Source organism: Pseudomonas sp. BTN1 (assembly GCF_001907715.1).
In the GTDB taxonomy this organism is placed as follows: domain Bacteria; phylum Pseudomonadota; class Gammaproteobacteria; order Pseudomonadales; family Pseudomonadaceae; genus Aquipseudomonas; species Aquipseudomonas paracarnis.
Window position 1 is genome coordinate 1 of record NZ_MPBM01000066.1, and the last position, 12,911, is coordinate 12,911.

12 protein-coding genes and 1 riboswitch are annotated in these 12,911 nt (G+C 61.8%); of the genes, 1 reads left to right on the plus strand and 11 read right to left on the minus strand.

The window, feature by feature from the left end:
* Positions 1-159: 159 nt before the first annotated feature.
* Genes BMH52_RS25785 through cobO form a run of 6 tightly spaced genes read right to left on the minus strand, consistent with a single transcriptional unit; the run spans position 160 to position 6,141 of the window.
* Positions 160-1,611: a cobyric acid synthase gene (locus BMH52_RS25785; protein WP_014719388.1), complete on the minus strand. Its 1,452-nt coding sequence runs from the start codon at positions 1,609-1,611 to the stop codon at positions 160-162.
* Positions 1,608-2,597 carry a threonine-phosphate decarboxylase CobD gene (cobD, locus tag BMH52_RS25790; protein WP_032903127.1) on the minus strand — a complete coding sequence of 330 codons (990 nt, stop codon included), beginning with the start codon at positions 2,595-2,597 and terminating at the stop codon, positions 1,608-1,610. The genes BMH52_RS25785 and cobD overlap by 4 nt, the downstream gene beginning before the upstream one ends.
* Positions 2,590-3,498: an adenosylcobinamide-phosphate synthase CbiB gene (gene cbiB / locus BMH52_RS25795; protein ID WP_072433685.1), complete on the minus strand. Its 909-nt coding sequence runs from the start codon at positions 3,496-3,498 to the stop codon at positions 2,590-2,592. The genes cobD and cbiB overlap by 8 nt, the downstream gene beginning before the upstream one ends.
* Entirely contained in the window at positions 3,495-4,145 is a 651-nt protein-coding gene (bluB, locus tag BMH52_RS25800; protein ID WP_014719391.1) for a 5,6-dimethylbenzimidazole synthase, read from the minus strand. The genes cbiB and bluB overlap by 4 nt, the downstream gene beginning before the upstream one ends.
* Positions 4,142-5,533, minus strand: a complete 1,392-nt coding sequence (locus BMH52_RS25805) for a cobyrinate a,c-diamide synthase (RefSeq protein WP_073845495.1) — start codon at positions 5,531-5,533, stop codon at positions 4,142-4,144. The genes bluB and BMH52_RS25805 overlap by 4 nt, the downstream gene beginning before the upstream one ends.
* Positions 5,530-6,141 carry a cob(I)yrinic acid a,c-diamide adenosyltransferase gene (cobO, locus tag BMH52_RS25810; RefSeq protein ID WP_073845497.1) on the minus strand — a complete coding sequence of 204 codons (612 nt, stop codon included), beginning with the start codon at positions 6,139-6,141 and terminating at the stop codon, positions 5,530-5,532. The genes BMH52_RS25805 and cobO overlap by 4 nt, the downstream gene beginning before the upstream one ends.
* Before the next feature lie 78 nt (positions 6,142-6,219).
* Positions 6,220-6,467: riboswitch (cobalamin riboswitch) on the minus strand.
* A gap of 99 nt (positions 6,468-6,566) precedes the next feature.
* Between cobO and BMH52_RS25815 the strand changes: the two genes are divergently transcribed.
* Positions 6,567-7,880 (plus strand): sorbosone dehydrogenase family protein, encoded by a 1,314-nt coding sequence (locus tag BMH52_RS25815; RefSeq protein WP_044268409.1) that lies wholly within the window; start codon positions 6,567-6,569, stop codon positions 7,878-7,880.
* 134 nt (positions 7,881-8,014) lie between these two features.
* On the opposite strand, the gene BMH52_RS25820 is transcribed toward BMH52_RS25815, so the two are convergent.
* From BMH52_RS25820 to BMH52_RS25840, 5 genes are all read right to left on the minus strand, one after another.
* On the minus strand, positions 8,015-8,554 hold the full coding sequence (locus BMH52_RS25820; RefSeq protein WP_003193049.1) for a C40 family peptidase: 540 nt from the start codon (positions 8,552-8,554) through the stop codon (positions 8,015-8,017).
* A 144-nt stretch (positions 8,555-8,698) separates the two neighbouring features.
* Positions 8,699-9,328 carry a C40 family peptidase gene (locus BMH52_RS25825; protein WP_003193051.1) on the minus strand — a complete coding sequence of 210 codons (630 nt, stop codon included), beginning with the start codon at positions 9,326-9,328 and terminating at the stop codon, positions 8,699-8,701.
* Positions 9,329-9,537: 209 nt separating this feature from the next.
* A complete protein-coding gene (hda, locus tag BMH52_RS25830) occupies positions 9,538-10,242 on the minus strand; it encodes a DnaA regulatory inactivator Hda (protein ID WP_014719395.1) in 705 nt (234 codons plus the stop codon).
* 205 nt (positions 10,243-10,447) lie between these two features.
* Positions 10,448-11,521, minus strand: a complete 1,074-nt coding sequence (locus BMH52_RS25835) for an AI-2E family transporter (protein ID WP_073845499.1) — start codon at positions 11,519-11,521, stop codon at positions 10,448-10,450.
* Between the two features lie 55 nt (positions 11,522-11,576).
* Positions 11,577-12,617, minus strand: coding sequence for a DUF2066 domain-containing protein (locus BMH52_RS25840; RefSeq protein ID WP_014719397.1), 1,041 nt, complete (start codon positions 12,615-12,617; stop codon positions 11,577-11,579).
* Positions 12,618-12,911: the final 294 nt, after the last annotated feature.

The following is a 12,911-nucleotide window of genomic DNA, read 5'->3' on the forward strand; positions in this document are numbered from 1 at the left end:
CGTGGTTTAACGGGGCGCCTAAGATCAAGATCAAAAGCAGATCAAGATCAAGGGCGGCTCGCTTCGCATCGTGGTTACCGTTGAGCACTACAGCGTTGTGTAGATACACATGGCTATCGCAGGCAAGCCCGCTCCCACAGTTGGGTCGTGTGAGCACCGTCAGATCCCACATAGCTTGCGCAACAAATCGGTGTCCAAGTGGTGCTCCACCAAGTCCGCCAACCGCTCGATATCGCGCTCGCGCAAGCCGTGATAATCCACCTCTTGCACCTCCTGCAACCCGGCCCAACGCAGCAAGGCGCTGCACGCTGCCGGGGTCTCGAACAAGCCGTGCAGGTAGGTGCCTAGAACTTGCCCATCAGGGCTCTGCGCGCCATCGCTGCGGCCATCGTCCAGCAGGACCGCAGCGCTTGCCAAGGCAGCGCCGCAGGTCACCCCCGCATGGATTTCATAACCGCTGACGTCGGCATCTTCCAATACCAGACGCCCACGCACATTGCGCAGTTGTTTCTCTTGTTCCAGGGTGGTGCTGAACGCCAGCAACCCAAGGCCGGCACTGGAGCCCGCGAGCCCTTCCAGACCCAGCGGGTCATGGACCTGCTCGCCGAGCATCTGCAAGCCGCCGCAGATCCCCAGTACCTTGCCGCCATAACGCAGATGCCGCGCCACGGCGGTGTCCCAGCCATTGGCACGCAGATAGGCCAAGTCACTGCGCACGCTTTTCGAGCCCGGCAGGATGATCAGGTCAGCGGCAGGTATCGCCTGGCCCGGCCCGACGAACTGCAAGTCCACCTGGGGGTGCAAGCGCAGCGGGTCGAAGTCGGTATGGTTGCTGATGCGCGGCAGCACCGGCACCACCACCTTGAGCACCTGGGCGGCCTTGTCGATCTGGCGCTGGTCGATGCCGTCTTCCGCCTCCAGGTGCAGGTCCATCACGTAGGGCAGCACGCCGACGACCGGTTTGCCGGTGCGCGCTTCGAGCCAGTCCAGCCCTGGTTGCAGCAACGCGATATCGCCGCGAAAACGGTTGATGATGAAGCCCTTGACCCGCGCCTGTTCACTGGGCGACAGCAGCTCCAGGGTGCCAACCAGATGGGCAAACACGCCGCCGCGGTTGATGTCCGCGATCAACAGCACCGGGCAGTCCACCGCCTCGGCGAAGCCCATGTTGGCAATGTCATTGGCGCGCAGGTTGATCTCGGCCGGTGAGCCCGCGCCTTCGACCATCACCACCGGGTAGGCCTGGCTCAAACGCGCGTGGGAGGCCAGCACCGCTTGCATCGCAATGGCTTTGTAGTCGTGATAGGCCACGGCATTCATGCTGGTGACCGCACGGCCATGGATGATCACTTGGGAGCCGGTGTCGCTGTTGGGCTTGAGCAATACCGGGTTCATGTCGGTATGGGGCGCCAAGTTGGCAGCCTGGGCCTGCACCGCCTGGGCGCGGCCGATCTCGCCGCCTTCGGCGGTCACCGCGCTGTTGAGCGCCATGTTCTGCGGTTTGAACGGTGCCACCGCGACGCCTTGGCGTACCAGCCAGCGACACAGCGCAGTCACCAGGGTGCTTTTACCGGCGTCGGAGGTGGTGCCCTGCACCATCAACGTGGTCATGTGGCGTCCTTGTAGGCGGCCAGGGCTTCATCAAGGCGCAGCCAGTCGGCGTCGGTGTCGGGCAGGCCCAAGCGCACGCTGCTGTTGTGCACGAACAGGCGCAGCAGGATGCCGCGTTGGGCCATGAATTCGTACAGCCGTTCAGCGTGGGGGGTAATCAACCACTGGAACAATGCGCAGCCGCCGTGCGGTTGAAGCCCACGGCGCTCAAGCAACTCGAACAGACGCTGGCCGGCTGCGATGCAACGACTGCGCTGGCGCGCATGCCCGTCGGTGTCGCGCAGGCACACTTGGCCCAACACCCGCGTCGGCCCACTGACGGCCCAGGGCCCGACCTGTTCGGCCAACAGCTTGAGCAACTTGCGCTCGGCCAGCACAAAGCCCAGGCGCACGCCGGCCAAGCCGAAGAACTTGCCGAATGAGCGCAGTACGATCAAGCCGACCTGATCGGCATGGCTGGCCAGGCTCAAGTCCGGGGTCACGTCAATGAACGCCTCGTCCACCACCAGCCAGCCACCGCGCTGGGCCAACCGCGCATGCCAGTCCAGCAGGCGTTGCGGGCTCAGGCTCAAGCCCGTGGGGTTGTTGGGGTTGACCACGACCAGCACGTCGAGGCTGTCGAGAAAGAAGTCGACTTCCTGCTCCTGCACTTCGCGCACCACATAACCGGCGCGGCGCCAGGCTTCGGCGTGTTCGGCGTAACAGGGCGAAAGCACGCCGACCTTGCCGGAACGACGCAAGCGCGGCAGCAGTTGGATCGCGGCCTGAGAGCCCGGCACCGGCAGCAATGGGCCGGCGCCGTAGTACTCGCTGGCAGCCTTTTCCAATCCGTCGTCGGTTTCCGGCAAACGCGCCCAGGCACGCAAGGGAATCTCGGGAATCGGCCACGGCCAGGGCGCCAGGCCGCTGGACAGGTCGAGCCAATCCGCTTCGGCAATGCCGTACTCAATCGCGGCCTTACGCAGCCGACCACCATGTTCAAGCATAGATTTGCGCCCCCACGCACAGGACCAGCAGCCACAGCCATACGCCGCGCTGCACCAGTTGCCAGCCGCGATCAATGGAATCGGCGTCGGCCGGCGGGCCTTCGCCCAATGGCGGGCGCTGATGCACCTGGCCGTGATAAATCGCCGCGCCGCCGAGCTCCACACCCAAGGCACCGGCCCCTGCCGCCATCACCGGGCCGGCGTTGGGGCTGTCCCAAGTCGGGCCCTGAGTGCGCCAGCATTTGAGCGCCAGGCGGGTTTTACCCAATAACGCGTAGGTTAAAGCCACCAAGCGCGCAGGAATATAGTTGAGCACATCATCGATCCTGGCGGCTGCCCAACCGAAGCGCTCAAAGCGCTCATTGCGATAGCCCCACATGGCGTCCAGGGTGTTGCTCAGACGATAGAGCACCACGCCCGGCACACCGGCCACCACAAACCAGAACAACGCGGCGAATACCGCATCGCTGCCGTTCTCCAGCACCGATTCGGTGGCTGCGCGGGCCACTTCAGTACGGTCCAGTTCACTGGTCTGGCGGCTGACCAGGTAACTCACACGTGTACGCGCTTCGTCCAGGTCATCACGGCGCAGGGCCTGGGCCACCGGCATCACGTGCTCGCCCAGGCTGCGCATGCCCAGGGCGCAGTACAACGCCAGGATCTCCAGCAGCCAGCCGATATAAGGCGCCCACGACAACGCCGTGGCCAGCAGGGTCAGCGGCACCACCGCAATAAACCACGCGGTCACACCATGGCTGCGCCAGCCACGCCCGCCAGTATTGAAACGTTGCTCGATGCGCCCGGCGAAATTGCCAAACGCCACCAGCGGATGCCAGCGCCTGGGCTCACCGAGCAGCGCATCCAGCGCCACCGCAGCCACACACAGCAAGGCCACACTCATTGACTCACTCCCCACGTGTTTTCATACAGCATGTCACTCAGCGGTCGCGGATCGGCCCAGCCTTCAAGCTGCAACATCGGTGCCGGGTAAAACTCGGCCACCGGCCCCAGGCACAACACTGCAAGGGGTTTTGCGCCGGGTGGCAAACCCAGCAACTCGGCCAGGGCCTGGGGGTCGAACAGCGAAACCCAGCCCATGCCCAACCCTTCCACGCGCGCCGCCAGCCACAGGTTCTGGATGGCGCAGGAGAGCGAGGCCATGTCCATTTCCGGCAGGGTGCGGCGCCCGAAGATGTGGCGCTCGCGATCGTCCATCAAGGCGGCGACCAATACCTCGGCACAATCGTTGATGCCTTCGACCTTGAGCTTCATGAACGCATCGGAGCGCTCGCCCAATGCTTCGGCGGTGCGTACGCGCTCTTCTTCTACCAACTGTTGAATCTGGCTGCGCAACGAGCGATCGCTGATGCGGATAAAACGCCACGGCTGCATCAGGCCGACGCTGGGCGCCTGGTGCGCAGCGTGGAGCAGGCGCTGCAGCAGTTCAGGCGCGACGCTGCCACCGCGGAAGTGGCGCATGTCGCGGCGTTCGGCGATGGCGCGGTAGACGGCTTCGCGGTCGGCTTGGGGGAAAGCGTTGTCAGTCATGGCCTCTTCGCGAGCAAGCCCGCTCCCACATTGGATTGGTTTGCAACTGGGTCAACTGTGGGAGCTGGCTTGCCTGCGATAACGGTCTCAAGGTCGGGCGCAAACAACGCGGCCACCGCGCCAGGATTCGACGGAAAATAAAAGTGCACATAGGAGGCGGTCAAACGACCCTGTCGGTAAACCGCTTCAGCTCCGCGCCCGCCGTTAGGGCTCAGGCCACGGGCAATCGGCGCCCATTCGGTACTGGTCAGGGAATGGTGATAGGTATGCCCACGCAAGGTCCCCTCCGGCAGCTCGACGCTTTGCAGCGCCAGGGCCGCGAGTTTCTTCTGCATCACCGCATCGCCTTGCAACAAGCCAACCAGTTCGGCGCGCTCACCCTCCACATCGGTCAACGAGTCGAGCAGATAGAGCATGCCACCGCATTCGGCGAGCAGCGGTTTGCCAGCGGCGTGATGAGCACGAATGGCGTCCAGCATCGAGGTATTGGCCGACAATGCCTGGTGATGCAGTTCCGGATACCCGCCGGGCAAATAGAGGCTGTCCGCTTCAGGCAATTGGCGATCATGGATCGGTGAGAAGAACTTCAGCTCCGCGCCCATTGCCCGCAACAGATCCAGGCTGGCGCCGTAAGTAAAAGCAAAGGCTTCGTCACGGGCCACGGCAATCCGCACACCGGCCAGCAAGGGTTCGGTTTCGATCACGTGCGGCGCGGCAAAGGTCACCGGCGGCGGCAGGGCCACTTCGCAACTGCTGCCCAACGCCTGGGCGGCGGCATCCAGGCGTATATCAAGGTCATTCAGTTCGCTGGCTTGCACCAGGCCCAGGTGGCGGCTGGGCAGTTCGATGCCGGTCTCACGGGATAACGCGCCGTACCAACGCAAGCCCTCAGTGAGGCTGCCTTCGAGCAATTGCGCATGGCGCAACGTGCCGACGCGGTTGGCCAGCACGCCGGCGAATGGCAGGTCGGGCTGATAGCGCGCCAGCCCCAGGGCCAGGGCGCCGAACGTCTGGGCCATAGCCGTGCCATCAATCACGCCCAGCACCGGTACACCGAAGTGCCGCGCCAAGTCAGCGCTGGAAGGCGTGCCGTCGAACAGGCCCATCACGCCTTCGATGAGGATCAGGTCGGCCTCCCCTGCTGCCTCCCAGAGCAGGCGGCGGCTTTCCTGCTCGCCCACCATCCACATGTCCAACTGGTACACCGGCGCGCCACTGGCACGCTCGTGGATCATCGGGTCGAGAAAGTCCGGCCCGCATTTGAACACGCGCACCTTGCGCCCCAGGTTGCGGTGCAAACGCGCCAACGCGGCGGTGACCGTGGTTTTGCCCTGGCCGGACGCCGGAGCGGCGATCAGTACGGCCGGGCAATGACGGGGCTGATTCAAAGTTCGACGCCTTTCTGTGCCTTGATACCGGCCTGGAACGCGTGCTTGAGCATGCCCATTTCGGTGACGGTGTCGCCCATTTCGATCAGCTCAGGCTTGGCGCCACGGCCGGTGACCACCACATGCTGCATGGGCGGGCGGGCTTGCAGGTCGCTGAGTACCTGGTCCAGGTCAAGGTAACCGTGCTTGAGGGCGATGTTCAGTTCATCCAGCACCACCAAGCCGATGGAAGGGTCATTCAACATGGCCCGGGACACTGCCCAAGCCGCTTCGGCAGCGGCGATATCGCGCTGGCGATCCTGGGTTTCCCAGGTGAAACCTTCGCCCATCACGTGAAAGCGCACCTGCTCGGGGAAGCGGCGAAAAAACAATTCTTCGCCGGTGCTGTTACGCCCCTTGATGAACTGCACCACACCGCACTGCATGCCATGGCCCATGGCCCGGGCCAACATGCCGAACGCCGAACTGCTCTTGCCTTTGCCGTTGCCAGTCAGCACCAGCAGCAGGCCGCACTCGTTGGGCGAATTGGCGATGCGCTCGTCAATCACGGCTTTTTTGCGCAGCATGCGCGCCAGGTGGCGTTCGTCGCGATCGTGGGAATCAGTCATGGCAGCTCTCCGTTGGGGCTGGACAAAAACGGCGGGCAGGAAAAAGAAACAACAGACAGCCAAGCATCGCCCACCGTGATGCTGTTGGATGATCCAGGCCGGTCTCCGGGCTCATGAGTGGCGCTTTTGATAGCAAGCAGCCGAGGGCGCGCCTTCCCATATCGCACGCGACACAGTGGCAAACAGCACCGTCTTGACTCATTTACCGTTGCGGGGGCAGCGCCGGAATCGCGGCAGCACTGTGTACAAGTGCGCTCACTCACCGGCTTCCCTGTTTCACTCTGTCGACGCGCGCGCCACAGAGCACCTGGAACAAGCCGCGAAGGTTAGTGGGTTGGGGGTGGAGCGTCAATTAAAGCTGGCCTTGTACTTGAACCATCCGCCGTTCGTGCTTCTCTACCCCTACAGGTATCAAGGAGAAAACCATGCCTAAAACCCGACTCGCCTTACTGATCATGTTCGCCGGTAGCCTCGCTGCGTGCGGCGAAAGCTCGACCCTGCAGGTCGCCGACGGCACCGGGCCCTCGCCCCGGCTGCCGGAGCCGAACAAGACGTTGATCCCCACCGTCAATATCGCCCCGGCCATCGGCTGGCCCGAAGGCGCCAAGCCAATCGCGGCCGCAGGCACCCAAGTGGCCGCATTCGCCGAAGGCCTGGACCACCCGCGCTGGCTCTACGTGCTGCCCAACGGCGACGTGCTGGTGGCCGAGACCAATGCACCGCCCAAGCCGGACGATGCCAAAGGCGTGCGCGGCTGGGTGATGGAAAAAGTCATGGACCGCGCTGGCGCCGGCGTGCCGAGCCCGAACCGCATTACCTTGCTGCGCGATGCCGACCATGACGGTGTGGCAGAAACTCGTACGGTGTTCCTGGAGAACCTCAACTCGCCGTTTGGCATGGCCTTGGTGGGCAACGACCTGTACGTGGCCGATTCGGATAAGTTGCTGCGCTTCCCCTATCAGCCGGGTGAAACCGCAATCACCTCCCCAGGCACCAAGGTGGTGGATTTACCCGGTGGCCCCTTGAACCACCACTGGACCAAAAATGTGGTGGCCAGCCAGGACGGCAGCAAGCTGTACGTGAGCGTCGGCTCCAACAGCAACGTCGGCGAAAACGGCCTGGAAGCCGAACAGGGCCGCGCCGCCATTTGGGAAGTCGACCGCGCCAGCGGCCAACACCGCATTTTTGCCTCCGGCCTGCGCAACCCCAACGGCATGGCCTGGGAACCCCAGAGCGGCAAGCTGTGGACGGCGGTCAACGAACGCGATGAGATCGGCAGTGACCTGGTGCCGGATTACATCACCTCGGTCAAGGATGGCGGCTTCTACGGCTGGCCTTTCAGTTATTACGGCCAGCATGTGGATGTGCGTGTAACCCCGCAGAACCTGGACATGGTCGCCAAGGCCATCGCTCCCGACTATGCGGTAGGCCCTCATACTGCGTCGCTGGGGCTGACCTTCGCCGAGGGCAGCAAACTGCCCGCTCCCTTCAGTAATGGCGCATTTATCGGCCAGCATGGTTCCTGGAACCGCAAGCCGCACAGTGGCTACAAGGTGATTTTCGTTCCCTTCGAAGGGGGCCAGCCGAAAGGGCAACCGGTGGATGTGCTGACGGGGTTTCTTGATAGCGATGAGAAAGCCATGGGCCGGCCGGTCGGCGTGGTGATAGATCAGCAGGGGGATTTGCTGGTGGCCGATGATGTGGGCAATAAGGTTTGGCGGGTTTCTGCGGCCAAATAATCCATATGAACAGCCCCACAAAAACAATGTGGGAGCGGGCTTGCTCGCGAAAGCGGTGGTTCAGTCAGAAAATTTATCGACTGATACTCCGCCTTCGCGAGCAAGCCCGCTCCCACATCGGGTGCTGTATTCGGCTAGGGATTACGCGCCAGATTCCCTGGCAACACGCGCTTGGCACTCAGGTAGGCATTCTGCCAATACGCTTTGGATAGCGTATCCAGCTTCACTGTACCGCCGGTCTGCGGTGCATGCACGAAGCGCCCTTCGCCCACATAGATGCCCGCATGGCTGACCCGCGAACCGCCACCGGTGGCGAAGAACAGCAGATCGCCGGTTTGCAGGTTTTGTTCGCTGACGTCCTGGGCACGCATCACGATCAATTCACGGGTGGTGCGCGGCAATGAGATGCCGGCAGCGTCGCGGAATACAAAGCCGATCAAGCCACTGCAATCGAACCCCGAGTCCGGTGTGTTGCCGCCCCAGCGATATGGCGTGCCGACCAGGCCCAGCGCACGAAAGAGCACGTCTTCGGCAGCAGGCGAGAAATTCTGGGTGGCATAGTTGAACACCGGCTTAGGCTTGACCGCGACAGGCGCGGGCGGCGGTGTACGACTGGCGCAGGCGCTGAGCAGCGCGGCGCAAACAATAAGCATCAGGCGGGCCGAGGTCGACATGTGCAGAACAATCCTGGTCTGGATGCGGCTTTCGCTGCCGAACGTTGAAAACCAGAACGCGCAAGCAAAGCTCGCGCGAACGGATGACAACAATGTCCAGGGATTCTAGCGCTTACACGTCAAACTTCAAGTATCACTTTAACTTTACTTACTAGCGGTAACCGTAGTCGGAGCCATGGCGAGTGCACGCTTGGCTTCGATGAAGGTTTTGCTCCAGTAGCTGTCACCCAGGTTATCGACCCGAACACCACCACTGCGGCGGCTGCTGGAGTGAATAAACTGGTTATCGCCCAAGTAGATACCGGCGTGGCTGACACGACCGCGACCACTGGTACTAAAGAAAAGCAGATCACCGGGCTTGAGGTTGTTTCGTGCGACCAACGGTGCATTCACGTTGATCATCTCGCGCGTAGAGCGCGGCAGATTCATGCCGGCTTCTTCACGAAACAGGTAGCCAATGAACCCACTGCAATCAAAACCGGCTTCAGAGGTGCCGCCGAAACGGTAACGGGTACCGATCAAGGACATGCCGCGCTCAAGGATGCTATCGGCCAGAAGAGGCAGTTGGTAAGGCTTGCTGTCAGAGAACTCGGCGAGTTCTTTTTCGGTTGCCACCTCTTCTTCATAAACAGAAGCAGACTGTGCAGCAACGAACTTTGCCTGATTTTGAACCTGTGGTTTTTGCTGTTCTGCCACCTGCTGAGGGTGGGAGGCGCAACCAAACAACAGGGTAACGAGTGCGAGAGGCACGAGGGGTGCGAAGCGATTTAGCATGGGCACGACCGTGGCTGATGTGTAAAGAAGCCGAGACTATGCCCTCTATCACATCGATTTGCAAATTCAATCGCGATCTATGTGACTTATCGTTTCGACTATGCCATCTAAGCCGTGATTCCATTTCTCGCTTCAGTTGCGTAGCCCTTCGGGCTCAAACGCAGGTTTTCTGACGCCTTGAAAATGCCGATACACGGAAAATCAAGACCTTACCAGCCCAAGGTTTCTTTCAGGAAAGGGATCGTCAATTTTCTTTGTGCCTGCAAGGAAGCCTGGTCGAGTTGCTCAAGCAAATCGAACAGCGCGCTCATGCTGCGGGTGCCACGGGTGAGGATAAAGTGCCCGACTTCGTCAGTCAGGTGCAGGCCACGACGGGAAGCGCGCAGTTGCAGCGCACGCAGCTTGTCCTCATCGGATAATGGGCGCATCTGGAAGATCAACGCCAGGGTCAGGCGCGACTTGAGGTCAGCCAGCTTCACCGGCAGTTCACGCGGTGAGGTGGACGCGGCAATCAGCAAGCGCCGGCCGCTGTCGCGCAGGCGGTTGAACAGATGAAACAGCGCCTCTTCCCACTCCGGCTTGCCGGCCACTGCCTGCAGGTCGTCGAGACACACCAGTTCATATTGCTCAAGGTTATCGAAGATGCCGATCCCGCGGTCCATCAATTCGGCCAAGGGCAGGTAGACCGCCGGCTCGCCCGTCTGCTCGAAACGCAGGCATGCGGCCTGCAGCAGGTGGGTACGCCCCACGCCATGCTTGCCCCACAGATAGATCAGGCTTTCAGTCCACCCGGCGTCGGCTTCGCAAAGCCGCTCCACATAGCCGAGTGCAGCGGCATTGGCGCCTGGGTAGTAGTTGATAAAGGTAGCGTCATCACGCAGACGCACACCTAGGGGCAGCTGAATCGGTTTCATGCTGACTGAACGGCTCCCATCGAACCGTTAGTGGCCTCTATGTAAAGTTTGCAAAGTTTATACCCGTGACGCCGGGCGCACAATGCAGCAGACCACAAGCAAAATCAAAGGTTTGCGTTAACCCGGGGGTTTTACGCAGTTTGTTTGACGCACCCCGGCGCCAGAAACAACAAACCCGGCCAGGGCCGGGTTTGTGACACCGCGATTACAACTCGGGCTCATCCACCCCGGTATACACGTCCGAATCCTTGTACAGGTCGTGCACATGGCGCACCAACACCATGATCACCGCCGCCACCGGCAGCGCCAACAGGATGCCGGTAAAGCCGAACAGCTCGCCACCCGCCAAAATCGCAAAGATCACTGCCACCGGGTGCAGGCCGATCCGATCGCCCACCAGCAGTGGCGTCAGCACCATGCCTTCCAAGGCCTGGCCCACCATGAACACTGCGACAATCCCCAGCATCGGGTACAGGTCGCCGCCGAACTGGAACAGCCCGGCCACCAGCGCCGCACCGATGCCGATCACAAAGCCCATGTACGGCACGATGGCAGCCAAGCCCGCGATCAAGCCGATCAACAGCCCCAGCTCCAGGCCGATCGCCATCAGGCCAGCAGCGTAAATCACCCCCAGGGCCAGCATCACCAGCAACTGGCCACGCACGAACGCACCCAATACCTCATGACACTCCGCTGCCAGCGAAACAACACGCTCTTCGCGGTCACGAGGCAGCAGACTGCGGATCTTGGCCATCATGATGTCCCAGTCTCGCAGCAGGTAGAACGCCACCACCGGGATCAGCACCAGGTTGGTCAACCAGCCGATCAGCGCCAGGCTCGACGCAGTCGCCTGGCTGAGCACCACCGTGACGATATCGGTGGTCTTGTCCATATGCTCGCTGATAGCTGCCTTGACCTTGTCGAACTTCCAGAAGCCATCGGCCAGCCCGAACTTGGACTGGGCCCACGGCATGGCCGTGTGCTGCAACCAGTCGAGCATCTGCGGCGCCAGCTCATAGAGGCGAAACAGCTGCTTGGCCAACATCGGCACCAATATCAACACCAGCGCCGTGATGATCAACGTGAACAGCGCAAACACCGTGATCACGCCCCAGGTGCGCGACATGCCGACTCTTTCCAGGCGATCCACCACGGGATCGAACAGATAGGCGAGCAGTAGCGCCACCAGGAACGGCGTCAGGATCGAATGCAGCAAGAACACAAAACCGCACAGCAGGACAATCCCGCCAAGCCACACCCAACGACGCGTATCCGCCATAAACCACTCCATCTGTTTTTTACGCCCTTCTTCTATATAGAAGGAGGAACACTATTTACCAACGAAAACGCAGTTGCGCCTGGGGCTCAGGTGCAACAGCCGGTTGCGTGCCATCGATCACGGCTGGCTGGGCCGGGGCTTCGCCAGCAGGAATTTCCTGCAGCTTGGCCAAGCTCAATTGGGTGCGCAGTTGTTCGGCGCTGCCATTGACGCGATACACGATCCGGGTGCCATCCACTAACTGCGGCTGGCCGCCAAAGGGCTCCAGCAAACGGCCCAGGGCGGCGTAGCGCTCCAGGTTCATGCCTTGCACTTCAAGCAGTTGCTCACTGCTCACCCCTGGCTTGACCGCAAAGCGCGGCGCCAGCTTTTGGCTGACCGCCAGCAATACCGCGTCGGCAAGCGCGGCAGTGTCAGCGCCTTGAGCGGTACCCTCCTCAGCCTTGTCGCCCAGCCACAAGCGCCATTTTGCCTGCCATTGGCTGCCTTCCTGGCGCGCATGCACTGCCAGCAACGCATCGGCACCGTAACGCTCGGAGGCTGCGCGCAAAGGCGTGGCGTCCGGGCTTTCAAGGTTCGGCGCGGTGGCGACTACCTGTTCATCCAGGTCTCCCAGCGGCAAGCGCAGCGGCAGACCCCGGTGTTGCGCGGCCCGGCGCAGGGCCTGGGCAACGGCCTGGCCATCGCCGACCAGGCTGCTGCCTTCAGTTGAATCGTTCAGCCACCAACCCAGGATCGATGGCCGGTTGCTGCCCCAGATCGACAGGCCCGCATCCCGCAAGGCGCGGTCGGTACTGACCGGGTCGAAGTCCACTTGCAGGCTTTCTGGCGGGCCGGCGTCGTAGCCGTACTGGCTGATGATTTGTTGCGGGTCTTTGCGGATCGCCGCCAGGCCAGGGCCATCGGCGGCCTTGGCGTCGCCGGTCAGGCGGATCACGAGGGTCTGCACGGCACGCTGGGTGGCCTGGTCGCGCTCTTGGGGCGACTGGCTGCTGACCGGTTCAAGTACTTGATAGAGGCCATTGAGGGTTTCGGCATGACTCGCCAGGCTGACCAACGACAAGCAGCCTACAAAGAAGAATTTACACAGACGCATGGAAGATTCCCGAACGACAAATTTAGCGGTTGGAACAGACCGCGTGATCTCGGCTTGGCAAGGCTGTGACACAGCGACCGGTAAAACATTCACAAGGTCCCGGTAAGTTTTCATACTGTCATAACGCTAGCGAGCTCAAGGCTATACCTTAATACGCACGATTACCGGCCCGATTTGCATTTTTTTGAACTCATATGCCCTGCCCGTCGGCCCGAGGATGGCCGCTGCCCCTCAAGCCTGATAAAATCCCGAGCATTCGCAAGTGACCCTCATACAACTATACCAACCCACGAA